Raw genomic sequence first — 14,658 nt, forward strand, 5'->3', positions numbered from 1 at the left:
CGGGTCAGTAGCCGGGGAGGAGGCGCACGACGAGGTCGATGAGCCAGATGCCGACGAACGGGGCCACGAGGCCGCCGACGCCGTAGACGAGCAGGTTGCGCCCGAGGATCGTCGAGGCGTCGGCGGGCCGGTACCGCACGCCGCGCAGCGCGAGCGGGATGAGCAGCACGATGACGATCGCGTTGAAGACGATCGCCGACAGCACCGCCGACGACGGCGAGCTGAGGCCCATGACGTTGAGCACCTCGAGGCCGGGGAACACGCCCATGAACATCGCGGGGATGATCGCGAAGTACTTCGCGACGTCGTTGGCGATCGAGAACGTGGTGAGCGCCCCGCGCGTGATGAGGAGCTGCTTGCCGATGCGCACGACGTCGATGAGCTTCGTCGGGTCGGAGTCGAGGTCGACCATGTTGCCGGCCTCCTTCGCGGCCGACGTGCCGGAGTTCATCGCGACGCCCACGTCGGCCTGCGCCAGGGCGGGCGCGTCGTTCGTGCCGTCGCCCGTCATCGCGACGAGGTTGCCGCCCTCCTGCTCGGCGCGGATGAGCGCGAGCTTGTCCTCGGGCGTGGCCTCGGCCAGGAAGTCGTCGACGCCGGCCTCCTGCGCGATGGCGGCGGCGGTGAGCGGGTTGTCGCCCGTGATCATCACCGTGCGGATGCCCATAGACCGCAGCTCGGCGAAGCGGTCCGCGATGCCCTCCTTGACGACGTCCTTGAGGTGGACGACGCCGAGCACGCGGCTCACGCCGTCCGGCGTCCGCACCGCGACGACGAGCGGCGTGCCGCCCGACTGCGCGACCTCCTCCACGACGTCGTCGAGCTCCGCGAGCACGCTCGACGCCGCCCGCTCGCCGCCCTGCTCGACCCACGCCGTCACGGCGGAGCCGGCGCCCTTGCGGATCTGGGTCCCGTCCGGCTCGTCGAGCCCCGACATCCGGGTCTGCGCCGTGAACGGCACGATCTCGCCCGGCGCGGTCGGCCCGACGTCGAGGCCCCCGCGGCGCGCGAGCTCGACGATCGACGTGCCCTCCGGCGTCGGGTCCGCGAGGGACGACAGCGCGGCGGCCCGGACGAGCTCGCGCTCGTCGACGTCGCGCAGCGCGACGAACCGCGCGGCCTGCCGGTTGCCGTAGGTGATGGTGCCCGTCTTGTCGAGCAGGAGGGTCGTGACGTCGCCCGCCGCCTCGACCGCGCGACCGGACATCGCGAGCACGTTGCGCTGCACGAGGCGGTCCATCCCCGCGATGCCGATCGCCGAGAGCAGCGCGCCGATCGTCGTCGGGATGAGGCAGACGAGGAGCGCGACCAGCACCGCGACGCTCACCGGGCTCGCCGCGTACGACGCGACGGGGTTGAGCGTGAGGGCGACCACGACGAACACGATCGACAGCGACGCGAGGAGGATGCTCAGCGCGATCTCGTTCGGCGTGCGCTGCCGGCTCGCGCCCTCGACGAGCGCGATCATCCGGTCGACGAACGTCTCGCCCGGCATCGAGGTGACACGCACGACGATGCGGTCCGACAGGACCCGGGTGCCGCCGGTGACGGCGGACCGGTCGCCGCCCGACTCGCGGATCACCGGCGCGGACTCGCCCGTGATCGCGGACTCGTCGACCGACGCGATGCCCCACACGATCTCGCCGTCGCCGGGGACCAGCTCCCCCGCCTCGACGACGACGACGTCCCCCAGCCGCAGGTCGGCCGAGGACACCTCGACCGCGCGGGCGCGCAGGGCGCCGGGGTCGCCCGTCTCGTCGTACGCGGCGACCCGGTGCGCGACGGTCGCGGTGCGGGTCCGGCGCAACGAGTCGGCCTGGGCCTTGCCGCGGCCCTCGGCGACCGACTCCGCGAGGTTGGCGAACAGGACCGTGAGCCAGAGGAACACGGCGATGACCGCGGTGAAGGACCCGGGGACGGGCGTGCCGCCCGACTCCTCCGGGCCGCCGAGGAACGGCTCGACGACCGCGATCAGGGTGGTGAGCGCGGCCCCGACCCAGACGAGGAACATCACGGGGTTGCGCCACATCTGGCGCGGGTCGAGCTTGCGGAAGGCGCCGGGCAGCGCCTGGCGCACCTGCGACCAGGTGAAGAGGCCGCCGGTGGTCGCGGCCGGCTGGTGCACGGTGCGCGGGGACGGGTGGGTGAGCGTGGACATGGGTTACAGCAGCCCTTCAGCCAGGGGACCCAGCGCGAGAACGGGGAAGTACGTGAGCGCGGTGAGGAGGACCACCACGCCGGTCAGGAGCCCCACGAACTGGGGGCGGTGGGTCGGCAGCGTGCCGACGGTCGCGGGCACCTTGTCCTGCTGCGCGAGCGAGCCCGCGAGCGCGAGGACGAGGGCGATCGGCACGAACCGGCCGAGCAGGATCGCGACCCCGAGCGCGGTGTTGAGCCACGGGGTGTTCGCGGTGAGACCCGCGAACGCCGACCCGTTGTTGTTGGCCGCGGACGTGAAGGCGTACAGCACCTCGGTCGTGCCGTGCACGCCGGGGTTCCAGATCGACACCGTCTCGACGCTCTCGCGCACGGGCGGGATCGCGAAGCTCAGGGCCGTGCCGACGAGCACGAGCGTCGGCGTCACGAGGATGTAGAGGCTCGCGAGCTTGATCTCGCGCGGCCCGATCTTCTTCCCCAGGTACTCCGGCGTGCGACCGACCAGCAGGCCCGCGATGAAGACCGCGATGACGGCGAGCACGAGCATCCCGTACAGCCCGGAGCCGACGCCGCCCGGGGCGACCTCGCCGAGCATCATGTTGAGCAGCGGGAGCATCCCGCCCAGCGCCGTGTAGGAGTCGTGCATGGAGTTGACCGCGCCGGTCGACGTCGTGGTGCTCGTCGTGGCGAAGAGGGTCGAGCCGATGACCCCGAACCGCGCCTCCTTGCCCTCCATCGCGCCCCCGGCGAGCTGCGGCGCGGTGCCGTTCCCGGCGGACTCCAGCGCGGTCAGGGCGACGAACGACGCCACGAAGAGCACGCCCATCGTCGCGAGGATCGCGTAGCCCTGGCGGTCGTCGCCGACCATCCGGCCGAACGTGCGCGGCAGGGAGAACGGGATGACGAGCATGAGCAGGACCTCGACGACGTTCGTCCACGCCGACGGGTTCTCGAACGGGTGCGCCGAGTTCACGTTGAAGAACCCGCCGCCGTTCGTGCCGAGCAGCTTGATGACCTCCTGCGAGGCCACCGGCCCGCCCGGCACGCTCTGGGTGCCGCCCGCGAGGGTCGTGACCTGCGTGAAGCCGTCGAAGTTCTGCACGACGCCGCCGACCAGCAGCACGACCGCGCCGACGAGGGAGATCGGGAGCAGGATGCGCAGGCACCCGCGCACGAGGTCCACCCAGAAGTTGCCGATCGTGCCGACCCGGCGGTACGCGAAGCCCCGCACGAGCGCGACGGCGACCGCCATGCCGACCGCCGCGGACACGAAGTTCTGCACCGCGAGCCCGGCGAGCTGCACGGTGTAGCCGAGCGTCTGCTCCGGCGAGTACGACTGCCAGTTCGTGTTGCCCACGAACGACGCGGCCGTGTTGAAGGCGAGGTGCTCCGAGGGCGCGGGCAGCCCGAGCGAGTACGGCAGCCACTGCTGCGTGCGCTGGAGCAGGTAGAGCAGCACGAGGCCCACGGCCGAGAACGCGAGGATGCTGCGCAGGTAGGCGGGCCACGTCTGCTCGGAGCGGGGGTCGACGCCCAGGACGCGGTACAGGCCCCGCTCCACCCGCCAGTCCTTCGGCGAGGAGTAGACCCGCGCCATGTGGTCGCCCAGCGGGCGGTAGAGCGCCGCGAGGACCAGGGCGACGGTCCCGAGCGCGAGGAGCGCGAAGATCCAGGTCATCAGAAGCGCTCCGGTCTCACGAGCGCCACCACGAGATACACGATCGCCGCCGCACCGAGAGCCGCGGCGAGGAGCTCGAGCACGATCACAGCTTCTCCACCGCCTTCCCGATTCCGGCGACCAGCACGAACACGGCGATCACGCCGAGCACGTAGACGATGTCGAGCACGAGACGTCCCCAGGTCGAGACCGACGGCCCCCTGTCGGGCGGCCGGGCACCCACCGGACGGGGCGCCGACGACGATCGAACACCCGCTCCGGGACGGCGGAGCCCGTCCTCACGGGACCCATACGGGCCGGGGCGCGACGCTAACGATCTCCTGACGGTCGGCCGTCGGTCCGGGCGGTCGCGGACGAGCCCGTCGGTTCCCGTGGGGAGTTCGTGACGAGTGCGTGACCGACGCCCCGCCATCGGGGGCGGTGCGCGCCGTCGGGCACCTAGGATGTCCCGCATGATCTTCAAGGCCGTCGGCGACGGGCGCCCCTACCCGGACCACGGCCGGGTCACCGCCCGCGACTGGGCGGAGGTGCCCCCGCGTCAGGTGCGCCTCGACGAGCTCGTCACCACCAAGCGCACGCTCGACCTCGACGCGCTCCTCGCCGAGGACTCCACGTTCTTCGGCGACCTCTTCGCGCACGTGGTCGAGTTCGACGGCGTCCTCTACCTGGAGGACGGCCTGCACCGCGCCGTCCGCGCCGCGCTGCAGCAGCGGGCGATCCTGCACGCGCGCGTGCTGACGCTGCGATGAGCGGCCGGTCCGGTAGGTTGCTGGCGTGACACTCCGCCCCGACACCGCGCGCGCCGTCCGCCGCCGGCGCATGCACGAGCGCCAGGCAGTCGTGTTCGGGCTGCTCATCGCGGCGCTCGCCGTCGTCGGGATCGGCGCCCTCGCCGTGTACACCGGCGCGATCGAGGCGCCGTTCGACCGGGAGCTGTCCTCCCCCGAGCCCGTCGACGACCTCGCGGGGGTCAAGGTCCCCTGCCTCGCGGACGGCACCCTGCCCGTCGCCACCGGCGAGATCCAGGTCAACGTCTACAACGCGTCCGGCAAGGACGACCCGCTGGGTCGGCTCAACCAGGACATCCTCACGTCGCGCGGGTTCGCGGTGCTCTCGACGGGCAACGCCCCGGACCTCGACGGCGACGGGAAGTCCGACGTCGTGTCGCGCACGCAGATCCACTTCGGTGCCGCGGGCATCGCGCAGGCGTACACCCTCGCTGCGCACTACGAGAACCCTGGCCTCGTGCTCGACGCGCGCGGGGACGCGACGGTCGACCTCTACGTGGGCGCCGACTTCGAGAACATCGTGGACCCGGAGCTCGTCGGCCTGTCCGGCGACGTCCCGCTCGAGAGCCGTACGGGGTGCGTCCCGATCGAGGAGATCACGCCCCGCCCGCTGCCCGTGCCCCCCGCCGAGGGCTAGCTAGCACGTCCCGGCCCGGCGCCCGCCGGGCACCCTGACCGCCGAACGGTACCCATGAGCACCCTGCCCCTCCGGCCCGCCCGGACCACCGACCCCGCCGAGGTCGACCGCCTGTACGAGATCTGCCTGCGGACCGGTGCGTCCGGCGCCGACGCGAGCGGTCTCTACGCCGACCAGCGCCTGCTCGGCGAGGTCTATCTCGGCGCGTACCTCGCGCTCGAGCCGGGCCTGGCGTCCGTCGTCGAGGCCGACGGCGTCGCCGCCGGCTACGTGCTCGGCGCCCGCGACACCGCCGCGTTCGAGGACCGGTGCGAGCGCGAGTGGTGGCCGCCGCTGCGGGAGCGCTACCCCCTCGGGAGCTTCCCCGCGGGGTCGCGCGACGAGGCGCTCGTCGAGCAGATCCACCGCCCGCACCGCACGGACCCGTCCGTGCTCGGCGACTACCCGTCGCACCTGCACGTCGACCTGCTGCCGTCCGCCCAGGGCGGCGGCAACGGCCGCCGCCTCATGGAGGTGCTCTTCGACGCGCTCCGCGCCGCCGGGTCGCCCGGGGTGCACCTCGGCGTGGCGGAGGACAACGCGTCCGCGATCGGCTTCTACGAGCACCTCGGCTTCACCCGGCTCGACGTCGCCGAGGGCCTCGTCCTGGGCCTGCGCCTCTAGCCGACGGCCCGGCGGGCTCGCGCCTGCCGGGCCGTCGTCTCTATGGAGCCTCCGAGGAGGCCGCTCCCGCGCGTCGCGTCAGCGGGCGTCCTCGACCGTCTCGTGGACGGCGGGCTCGTCGCCCCCGGGGGCCGACGCCGGGCTCGCGGGCTCCTGCGTCGTGCCGCGCCACCGCGAGACGTTCCGCATCACGTGGTAGATCACGAGCGCCGCGGCGGTGCCCAGCGCGATCCCCTCGAACGTCAGGTCGCCCACGACCCACGTGAAGTTGGCGATGCCGACGACGAGCGGCACGGCCGCGGTCGTGAGGTTGACCGGGTCGGAGAAGTCGACCTTGTTCTGCACCCAGATGCGCGCGCCCAGGATGCCGATCATGCCGTAGAGCATCGTCGCGGCGCCGCCCAGGACGCCGACCGGGATCGTCGCGATGAGCGCGCCGAACTTCGGCGACAGGGAGAGCACCAGCGCGGTCGCCGCCGCGACCCAGTACGCCGCGGTCGAGTACACGCGCGTCGCGGCCATGACGCCGATGTTCTCGGCGTACGTCGTCGTGCCCGACCCGCCGCCGACGCCCGCGAACGTCGTCGCGAGGCCGTCGGCGAAGAGCGCGCGGCCGGTGAGGTCGTCGAGGTTCTTGCCCGTCATCGCGGCGACCGACTTCACGTGCCCGACGTTCTCCGCGATGAGCACGAGCACGACCGGGACGAACAGGCCGAGCACGGCGATGTCGAACGTCGGCGTGACGAACTCCGGGAGCCCGACCCAGGCAGCCTTGCGCACCTCGTCGAACGACACCTCGCCCTGGATCACGGCCACGACGTAGCCGACGACCACGCCGACGAGGATCGACAACCGCCCGAGGATCCCCTTGAACAGGACGCTCACGAGGATGATCGCGGCGAGCGTGACGACGGCCGTGACCGGCGCCTGCTGGAAGTTGCCCCACGCCGCCGGGGCGAGGTTGAGCCCGATGAGCGCGACGATCGTGCCCGTGACGATCGGCGGCATGACGACGTCGATCCACCGCGCGCCCGCGACGTGGACCAGGAGGCCGACGGCCGCGAGCACGAGGCCCGTGACGAGGATCCCGCCGACCGCGACCGACTGGCCCTGGGACGCGGTCGCCGCACCGATCGGCGCGATGAACGCGAAGCTCGACCCGAGGTAGCTCGGGAGGCGGTTCCGCGTGATGAGCAGGAACCCGACCGTGCCGATCGCCGAGAAGAACAGCGTCGTCGCGGGCGAGAAGCCCGTGAGGAGCGGCACGAGGAACGTCGCGCCGAACATGGCGACGACGTGCTGCATCCCGATCCCGATGGTCCGCGGCCAGGTCAGACGCTCGTCCGGGTCGACGACGTCCCCCGGTCGGACCGTCTTCCCGTCACCGTGCAACCGCCACCCGATGGCGCTCATGTCTCTCCCGTCCGTGAAGCCCGTGTGAAAAAACCCCCGGTGCAGGGTAGTGGCCCGACGTCACGGCGGTGTTTCCGGGGCGACCCGTGGGCACGGGCGTCACGGCAGCTGCGGCACGACCTCGCTCGCGACGAGCTCCAGGTGGTCGAGGTCGTGCAGGTCGAGCACCTGGAGGTAGAAGCGCGTCGCGCCCTGCTCCGCGGCGGCCGCGATCTTGTCCGCGACCTCGCCGACCGTGCCGGCCAGGCCGTTGCGGCGGACCTCGTCGGGCTCGCGCCCGATCGCGTCGGCCCGACGGCGGAACTCCGCCTCGTCCTTGCCCACCGCGACGACGAACGCCGCCGAGTACACGAGCGAGTCGGGGTCGCGGTCGGCGTCGAGGCACGCGGCGCGCACGTTCTCGAACCGGTCGGGCAGGACGCCCGGGTCGGGGAACGCCGCGTTGAACTCGCTGGCGTACCGGGCCGCGAGCGCCGGGGTGCGCCGGGGCCCGTGGCCGCCGACGATCACCGGGACGCGCTCCTGCGCGGGCTTCGGCAGGGCCGGGGAGTCCGTGAGCGTGTAGTGCTCGCCGCTGAACGAGAACGTCTCGCCGACCGGCGTCTCCCACAGCCCGGTGATCACCGCGAGCTGCTCCTCGAGGATCCCGAACCGCTTGTCTGGGAACGGGATGCCGTACGCCTCGTGCTCGCGGGCGTACCAGCCCGCGCCGAGGCCGAGCTCGACGCGGCCGCCCGACATCTGGTCGACCTGCGCGACCTGGATCGCGAGCACGCCGGGGTGGCGGAACGTCGCCGACGACACGAGCGTGCCGAGCCGGATCCGGCTCGTCTCGCGGGCGAGGCCGGCGAGCGTCGTCCAGGCGTCGGTCGGGCCGGGCAGCCCGTCGCCGTCGCCCATGACGAGGTAGTGGTCGGAGCGGAAGAAGGCGTCGAAACCGAGGTCCTCGGTGGCCTTCGCGACAGCGAGGAGGTCGTCGTACGACGCGCCCTGCTGGGGCTCGGTGAAGATGCGCAGGTCGATCTGGGTCATGCCGTCACCCTGCCACACCGCGCGCCCGCCCCCGCCCGCACGTCGCCCGCTCCGCGAGGTAGGACGTGCGGTCGCGAACGAGGACGCGCAGAGCTCTACCTCGCGCCCGGACGTCCTCCCTCACAGCCACGACGGACACGGTGCGGTCAGTCCGCCAGAGGGACGAGGTCGAGCTCCTGGAACTCCGCGACCTCGGGGACCCACCGCTCGGCGACGAAGCGGCGGTGGTCCGGGTGGGCGTCGTACGCGGCGTACGCGGCGTCGTCGTCGAACACCATGGAGAACTGGAACGTCAGCGGGCTCTTCGGGCTCACCTGGCGCGAGACGGTGAAGTCCCGGACGCCCGGGACCTCGGTGAGCGTCGCGCGGGCGGTGCCGAGGAACTCGGCCTCCTCCGCGCTGCCGGCGGGGTGGACGAGGCGGAAGGCGACGGTGTGCTGGATCACCTCGCCACGGTAGACGGGGCACGTGACCGGCGCCCGCTAGTCTCGCCGCGTGCGCATCCTCTGGCGTGACGTCGCGAGGTTCTTCGACGGGAGCGTCGAGGGGCGCCTGCCGGACGGGTTCGTGCGCGGCAGCCGGGCGTCCGACGGCGCGCGGCTCGTCGAGCGGTACCGCGCGCTCGGCTGGTCCGTCGAGCGGGACGGCCGGCCGTGGGACGGCGGCGCCCTCCACCGCGCCGCGGACCACGCGCTCCCGACGGTCTTCGTCCGCCCCGCCCCCGGCGTCTCCGTGAACCTGTTCCTGTGGCCCGACGACGAGATCGCCTTCGACGTCGACGCCCGGGAGATCCACGACCAGCACACCCTCGGCGCGGTCTGCCGCTTCCTCGCGCAGACGGGCCGGGCGCTCGCCACGGACGTCGACCTGTGCCCGGAGGGGACGACCACGCCGTTCCTGCGATACACCCGGCAGGCGGACAGCGTGGGCCGCTGTCCCTAGGCTGGCGACCATGCGCGTGAGCACCGTGATCCTGCCGATCTACCCGTGGCGCGAGGGCCGGGACGTGTGGCGGTCCGCCGACGACCTCGGGTTCCACGCCGCCTACACGTACGACCACCTGTCGTGGCGGTCGTTCCGCGACGGCCCGTGGTTCGGCGCGGTCCCGACGCTCGCCGCCGCGGCGGGCGTCACCGAGCGGGTGCGGCTGGGCACGCTCGTGTCGTCGCCGAACTTCCGCGAGCCGGTGACGTTCGCGAAGGACGTCATGACGCTCGACGACCTGTCGGGCGGGCGCGTGACCGTCGGCCTCGGCGCGGGGACGACGGGCTTCGACGCGACGGTCCTCGGCGGCGAGCCGTGGCCGGCCCGGGAGCGCGCCGACCGGCTGCGCGACTTCACGATCCTGCTGGACCGCCTGCTCACCGAGCCCGCCGTCACGCACGACGAGGGTCACTACCGGGCGCACGAGGCGCGGACCATTCCCGGCCCGGTCCAGTCGCCCCGGATGCCGTTCGCCATCGCCGCGACCGGCCCGCGCGGGCTGCGGCTGGCCGCGCGCTACGGGCAGGCGTGGGTGACGACGGGCGACGGCCGCCTCGGGGACGACGCGACCCCGGCGCAGTCGCGGGCCGCCGTCCGCGACCAGGTGGAGCGGCTCGACGCCGCCTGCCGCGACGCCGGTCGCGACCCGGGGTCGGTGGAGCGCATCCTGCTCACGGGCTTCACGCCCGACCCCGCGCTGGAGTCGGTCGACGCGTTCGTCGAGACGGCGCACGGCTACGCGGAGGCCGGCATCACGGAGATCGTCGTCCACCGGCCCATCCCGGGCACCCAGTTCGCGGCCGACGAGCGCGTGTTCGAGCAGATCGCGACCGACGGCGCCGCGCAGGTCGCCCGGCTGTAGGGCGCGGGCCGTCACGCCTCGGGGTGACGGGCTAGAACAGGACGTCGAGCACGAACCGGACCGGGGCCGTCACCGTCTCCCACAGCACACGCCCGGCCGACCTCTGCTCGAGGCGCGCCAGGCGTGCGGAGAAGACGGCGGCGGCGATCCCCCCGAGGACCGCGGCACCCAGGCAGACGCCCACGAGCCACGGCGGCAGGTCGACCAGGTAGCCGACGAGCGACAGCACGGCGGCGACCCCGCCCAGCACGAGGCTGACCACGAGGCCCCACGCCCCGACGGGGTCGAGCTCGGGACCGCTGGGCGGCGCCTCGGCGGTGTCCTCCACGCGCACAGTGTGCCGCACCTCCGGCACGTCCTCCCGCTCGGGTGGAACCTCTCGGGGCGTCGCTGCGTGTCAGAGACAGAGGGCCCGCGACACATGTCGTGCGAGGGCTCACCGGACCGGGACGCGAGGAGGCGACGTGCGCAAGGCACCGGCGGGGTGGTACGCGGACGCACCGGGCTCGGGGAGGGAGCGCTGGTACGACGGCGCGGCGTGGACCGACCGGACGCGCGAGCGCCGGGCGCGCGACGACGTCGGCCCGTGGCGGCGGGTGGTCGTGCTCGGGTCGGTGGTCGTGCTGGTCGTCGCGGCGCCGCTCCTCCTCGCCGTGCTCGGCTGAGCCTGCCGGGAGAGCGCCCGCCGGAAGACGCGTCAGCCGAGCGGCCCCCGCACGCGGTAGGTCACGTGGGTCACCTGGGACGCCGCCCGCACGGCGACGGTCTCGAGCGCGAGGGGCGGGACGCCGCCGTCGAGCACGCGGTCGCCGTGGCCGAGGACCTGGGGCACGACGTGCAGCCGGAGCTCGTCGAGCAGCCCCGCCGTGATCACCTGGTTGATGGTCGCGGCCCCGCCCGCGATCGCGACGTCCCGGTCCCCCGCGGCCTCCCGCGCCTGCGCGACGGCTGACCCGACGCCGTCGGTGACGAAGAAGAACGTCGTCCCGCCCTCCAGGACGAGCGGCTCGCGCGGGTGGTGCGTGAGCACGAACACCGGTGCGTGGTACGGCGGCTCCGGGCCCCACCAGCCCTGCCAGTCCGGGTCCCACTCCCCTCGCCCGGGCGTGAACATGTTCCTGCCCATGACGAACGCCCCCGCGTCGACGATCGCGGCGATCTCGGCCGCGTTCTCGTCGGCGGTCTCGACCATCCACCGGTGCAGGTCCACGCCCGCGCCGAACGGGTGCTCCAGCGTCTGGTCGGGGCGCGAGGAGTACCCGTCCACCGACACCGCCACGTCGCACGTCACGTTCCCCATGCCGCCCTCACCCTCCGCGGTCCGCGTGCGCCGCGGCCGCCGTCGTCCGTCCTGACGACACGTCCGACCGCGGGCGGGCGCGGAACTCATTGCCGCACCCCGGTCACCGCGGTGCGGGGGCCTCCTCGGTGGCGATGCGGAGAGCGGCGACGAGCTCGCGGTAGAGCTCGTCGGTCGCGAGGAGGTGGGGGTGCGTGCCGCGCGCGCGGACGCGGCCGTCCTCCATGACGAGGATGACGTCGGCGTCGATGACCGTGGACAGGCGGTGCGCGATGGTCACGACGGCGCGGTCGCGGGCCAGGTCCTCGATGACGGCGTGCACGGCGGCCTCGGTGAGCCCGTCGACCTGGGCGGTGGCCTCGTCGAGGAGCAGCACGTCGGGCGCGTGCAGGACGGCGCGCGCGAGGGCGACGCGCTGGCGCTCGCCGCCCGAGACGGTCGTCCCGACGAGCGACGTGTCGAGGCCGTCGGGCAGCGAGCGCACCTTGGCGTCGAGCCGCACCTGCGCGAGCGCCGCCCACATCGCCTCCTCCGTCGCGGCGGGGTCCGAGAGGCGCAGGTTCTCGCGGATGGTGCCCGGCACGACGGGGGTCTCCTGCTCGACGTACGCGAAGCGGCGCCGCACGTCGTCGAACGTGAGGTCGTCGTAGGGCACGCCGTCGAGGAGGATCCGCCCCGACTCGGGCTGCAGGAAGCGCAGCAGGAGCGAGAAGGTCGTGGTCTTGCCCGCCCCGGACGGGCCGACGATCGCGACCTGCCCGCGCGCGGGCACGTCGAGGTCGAGGTCGCGCACCACGGGCTCGCCGCCCGGCAGGTACCGCGCGGTGACGCCGCGCAGCGACAGCCGCGGCGCGTCGTGCAGGGCCGCCGTGCCCGACGCCGCGCCCACCCCGGCCGGACGACGCGCGGCGGGGTCGTCGTCCTCCTCCGGCTCGATGGCCTGGACCTCGCGGATCCGCCCCGCGGCCGCGATGCCGGCCTGGAGCTGGGTGACGTTCATGGTCAGGCCCGTGACGGGCTCGACGATCTGGAACGCGTAGAGCAGGAACGCGACGAGGCTCGACACGGCCAGGATCCCCTGGTCCACGCGCCAGGCGCCGAGCGCGAGGATGACGATGATCGCGAGCTGGATGCCGCCCCCGGCGATGCTCCAGGCGACCGCCTCGGTCCGCACGGCCCGCACGCTGTGGCGCGCGGAGTCCTGCGCGTCGTCGAGCACCCGGTCGATCTGGCGGCCCTCCGCGCGGCTCGCCTTGATGGTGCGGATCGCGCGCAATCCGCCCTCGAGCGTGCCGCCCAGGCTGCCGAGCGACTCCTGCGCCTTCTCCTGCGCCTTCGCGATGCGGGGCATGAGCGCGCCCACGAGGACGCCGATGACGACGATCGCCCCGAGCGTCGTGCCGAGCAGGACGAGGTCGAGCACGCCCATGAGGACGACCGTCCCGACCAGGGACACCGCCAGGTTCACGAGGTTGACCAGGCTCGACGACGCCGCCTCGCGCAGCAGCACCGTGTCGGACGTGACGCGCGTGACGAGCTCGCCCGTCGGGCGGCCGGTGAGCGCGCCGATCCGCGCGCGGAAGAAGCGCCGCACCATGGACGACCGCGCGTCGAGCACCACGCGCTCGGCGAGCGTGCCGAGCAGGACCCACTGCCACAGCCCGAGCACGAGCCCGACGACGAGCAGCCCGACGAGCGTGAGCACGGCCGGGGTCAGCGACTCCCCCGTGCCGAGCGTGTCGAGCACCCATTTGGTCACCATCGGCGTCGCGAGGGTGGCGGCCGTCGTCCCGAGCCCGAGCACGAGGCCGAGCAGCAGGGTCCGGCGGTGCGGGCGGACGAACTGCCACAGCACCGCGAGGCGCGGGAGGAACGGGCCCCGAGGGGTGGCGTCGCGAGGAGCGGGTGGGGCCTCGGGCGTGGTGGAGGTCGGGGACATGTCGTCAACCATGGTTGACATCCTCTCTCGTGTCAACCGTCGTTGACGCGGCGCGGGAGGTCGTGCGCCGGGGCGCTCGACGCCCCTAGTGGAACATGGGTGTTCCATCCGTGACAAGCGGCGTTCCGTCACGGCGCGGGCTATCGTGGGCCGCGTGACGGCACGAACGAGCGCGCGGAGCACCCCTGCGGCCACGCCCTCCCGAGCGGCTCCCGACGAGCCGCCCACGAGCGGCACCCGCACCCGGACCCGCCGCGCGATCCTCGACGCGGCCGTCTCGGTGCTCAGCACGGACAAGTCCGCGTCGCTCGGCGACGTCGCGCAGGCCGCCCAGGTGGGCCGCACGACCCTGCACCGCTACTTTCCCGAGCGTGCCGACCTCGTCGAGGCGATCGGTGCCGAGACCGTCGAGCGCACGCGCGCGGCGATCGCCGCCGCGCGGCTCGACGACGGACCCCCGGCCTCCGCGCTGCGCCGCCTCGCCTTCGAGTACTTCGACCTCGGCCCCTGGTACATGGTGCTGTTCACCGAGCTCGCCGACGCCGAGTCCGCGTTCTGGGCCGAGTCCGAGCAGGCCGAGGAGCCGGTGCGGGAGCTGCTGCGCCGCGGGCAGGAGGCCGGCGTCGTCGACGACCAGCTCAGCGTGGCGTGGATCGTCCGCACCCTGTGGTGGATGCTCTTCAACGCGTGGTCCATGGCCGACGACGGCGAGATCTCGCGCGCCGACGCGCTCCGCATGGCCGTCCGCAGCATCGAGGGCGTCGCTCTCACGCGCGAGGCCCGCGCATGAGCGTCAGCCCGGGGCCGGCACCCCGCCCCGGCCTCGGCGAGCGGCTGCGCCGCTGGTGGCAGCGGGCCGACGACGTCCGGACCGGCGTGCGCTGGGCGAGCGTCGCCACCGTGCTCGGCGGGATCGTCGTCGCGGTCGTGTGCCTCGTGCTGGTGCTGCGCGGGCGCGTCTGGGCGTGGGTCCCGCTGGTGGTCGCGGCGGCCGTCGCGCTGCGCGAGGTCCGCTACCTGAAGCGCGCCGCCCGGGGCGGGCGGCCCCGGTACCAGGAGAACGCCCCGCGCTGACCGCCGAGCGGTCGCTCGTGCGGGCCGTCGTGCGGTCGGCCGTGGGCTCGCCCGTGCGGTCGGCGGTGCGGTCGGCGGTGCGAGAGCATGCACCTCGCGGGCCACGAGGACCACGCGCTCGTCATCCGGAG

At 73.7% G+C, this 14,658-nt stretch carries 18 protein-coding genes; 8 read left to right on the plus strand and 10 right to left on the minus strand.

Annotated elements, in window-relative coordinates:
- Positions 1–4: 4 nt before the first annotated feature.
- Genes kdpB through E1O70_RS19990 form a run of 4 tightly spaced genes read right to left on the minus strand, consistent with a single transcriptional unit; the run spans position 5 to position 4,058 of the window.
- Positions 5–2,158, minus strand: coding sequence for a potassium-transporting ATPase subunit KdpB (gene kdpB, locus E1O70_RS17760; protein WP_061268975.1), 2,154 nt, complete (start codon positions 2,156–2,158; stop codon positions 5–7).
- A gap of 3 nt (positions 2,159–2,161) precedes the next feature.
- Complete coding sequence (gene kdpA, locus E1O70_RS17765) at positions 2,162–3,835, minus strand: potassium-transporting ATPase subunit KdpA (protein ID WP_061268976.1); 1,674 nt, start codon at positions 3,833–3,835, stop codon at positions 2,162–2,164.
- A complete protein-coding gene (locus tag E1O70_RS17770; RefSeq protein ID WP_061268977.1) occupies positions 3,835–3,924 on the minus strand; it encodes a potassium-transporting ATPase subunit F in 90 nt (29 codons plus the stop codon). Before E1O70_RS17770 ends, kdpA begins: the two co-directional genes overlap by 1 nt.
- A complete protein-coding gene (locus tag E1O70_RS19990; protein WP_163188684.1) occupies positions 3,921–4,058 on the minus strand; it encodes a hypothetical protein in 138 nt (45 codons plus the stop codon). The genes E1O70_RS17770 and E1O70_RS19990 overlap by 4 nt, the downstream gene beginning before the upstream one ends.
- Positions 4,059–4,287: 229 nt before the next feature.
- Between E1O70_RS19990 and E1O70_RS17775 the strand changes: the two genes are divergently transcribed.
- Genes E1O70_RS17775 through E1O70_RS17785 form a run of 3 tightly spaced genes read left to right on the plus strand, consistent with a single transcriptional unit; the run spans position 4,288 to position 5,923 of the window.
- Entirely contained in the window at positions 4,288–4,584 is a 297-nt protein-coding gene (locus E1O70_RS17775; protein WP_021480409.1) for a type II toxin-antitoxin system VapB family antitoxin, read from the plus strand.
- Positions 4,585–4,609: 25 nt separating this feature from the next.
- Positions 4,610–5,260 carry a LytR C-terminal domain-containing protein gene (locus tag E1O70_RS17780; protein ID WP_061268978.1) on the plus strand — a complete coding sequence of 217 codons (651 nt, stop codon included), beginning with the start codon at positions 4,610–4,612 and terminating at the stop codon, positions 5,258–5,260.
- Between the two features lie 54 nt (positions 5,261–5,314).
- Positions 5,315–5,923 carry a GNAT family N-acetyltransferase gene (locus tag E1O70_RS17785; protein ID WP_061268979.1) on the plus strand — a complete coding sequence of 203 codons (609 nt, stop codon included), beginning with the start codon at positions 5,315–5,317 and terminating at the stop codon, positions 5,921–5,923.
- 78 nt (positions 5,924–6,001) lie between these two features.
- Here E1O70_RS17785 and E1O70_RS17790 read toward each other — a convergent pair whose 3' ends face one another.
- The 3 genes from E1O70_RS17790 to E1O70_RS17800 all read right to left on the minus strand — a co-directional run bounded on the left by E1O70_RS17790 (position 6,002) and on the right by E1O70_RS17800 (position 8,814).
- Positions 6,002–7,336, minus strand: a complete 1,335-nt coding sequence (locus E1O70_RS17790; protein WP_061268980.1) for a uracil-xanthine permease family protein — start codon at positions 7,334–7,336, stop codon at positions 6,002–6,004.
- 99 nt (positions 7,337–7,435) lie between these two features.
- The gene (locus E1O70_RS17795) at positions 7,436–8,359 is read right to left on the minus strand and encodes an LLM class F420-dependent oxidoreductase (protein ID WP_061268992.1); all 924 of its coding nucleotides are present in this window, start codon (positions 8,357–8,359) and stop codon (positions 7,436–7,438) included.
- A gap of 155 nt (positions 8,360–8,514) precedes the next feature.
- A complete protein-coding gene (locus E1O70_RS17800) occupies positions 8,515–8,814 on the minus strand; it encodes a Dabb family protein (protein WP_061268981.1) in 300 nt (99 codons plus the stop codon).
- A gap of 49 nt (positions 8,815–8,863) precedes the next feature.
- Here E1O70_RS17800 and E1O70_RS17805 point away from each other — a divergent pair, with 49 nt between their 5' ends.
- Together E1O70_RS17805 and E1O70_RS17810 are read left to right on the plus strand one after the other, a co-directional pair.
- Positions 8,864–9,310, plus strand: a complete 447-nt coding sequence (locus tag E1O70_RS17805) for a hypothetical protein (protein WP_061268982.1) — start codon at positions 8,864–8,866, stop codon at positions 9,308–9,310.
- Positions 9,311–9,320: 10 nt separating this feature from the next.
- Entirely contained in the window at positions 9,321–10,214 is an 894-nt protein-coding gene (locus tag E1O70_RS17810; RefSeq protein ID WP_061268983.1) for an LLM class flavin-dependent oxidoreductase, read from the plus strand.
- Between the two features lie 31 nt (positions 10,215–10,245).
- On the opposite strand, the gene E1O70_RS17815 is transcribed toward E1O70_RS17810, so the two are convergent.
- The gene (locus E1O70_RS17815; protein WP_061268984.1) at positions 10,246–10,542 is read right to left on the minus strand and encodes a hypothetical protein; all 297 of its coding nucleotides are present in this window, start codon (positions 10,540–10,542) and stop codon (positions 10,246–10,248) included.
- 136 nt (positions 10,543–10,678) lie between these two features.
- Between E1O70_RS17815 and E1O70_RS20520 the strand changes: the two genes are divergently transcribed.
- The gene (locus E1O70_RS20520) at positions 10,679–10,879 is read left to right on the plus strand and encodes a DUF2510 domain-containing protein (protein WP_061268985.1); all 201 of its coding nucleotides are present in this window, start codon (positions 10,679–10,681) and stop codon (positions 10,877–10,879) included.
- A gap of 32 nt (positions 10,880–10,911) precedes the next feature.
- Here the strand turns inward: E1O70_RS20520 and E1O70_RS17825 are convergent, their stop codons facing one another.
- Both E1O70_RS17825 and E1O70_RS17830 read right to left on the minus strand, forming a co-directional pair.
- Positions 10,912–11,514, minus strand: a complete 603-nt coding sequence (locus E1O70_RS17825; protein ID WP_061268986.1) for a dihydrofolate reductase family protein — start codon at positions 11,512–11,514, stop codon at positions 10,912–10,914.
- Positions 11,515–11,617: 103 nt separating this feature from the next.
- On the minus strand, positions 11,618–13,465 hold the full coding sequence (locus E1O70_RS17830; RefSeq protein WP_240696758.1) for an ABC transporter ATP-binding protein: 1,848 nt from the start codon (positions 13,463–13,465) through the stop codon (positions 11,618–11,620).
- A 142-nt stretch (positions 13,466–13,607) separates the two neighbouring features.
- Here E1O70_RS17830 and E1O70_RS17835 point away from each other — a divergent pair, with 142 nt between their 5' ends.
- Positions 13,608–14,243 (plus strand): TetR/AcrR family transcriptional regulator, encoded by a 636-nt coding sequence (locus tag E1O70_RS17835; protein ID WP_061268987.1) that lies wholly within the window; start codon positions 13,608–13,610, stop codon positions 14,241–14,243.
- Positions 14,240–14,527 carry a hypothetical protein gene (locus tag E1O70_RS17840; RefSeq protein WP_128957731.1) on the plus strand — a complete coding sequence of 96 codons (288 nt, stop codon included), beginning with the start codon at positions 14,240–14,242 and terminating at the stop codon, positions 14,525–14,527. Before E1O70_RS17835 ends, E1O70_RS17840 begins: the two co-directional genes overlap by 4 nt.
- Positions 14,528–14,658: the final 131 nt, after the last annotated feature.

The organism is Cellulosimicrobium funkei (assembly GCF_004519295.1).
Classification (GTDB): domain Bacteria; phylum Actinomycetota; class Actinomycetes; order Actinomycetales; family Cellulomonadaceae; genus Cellulosimicrobium; species Cellulosimicrobium funkei.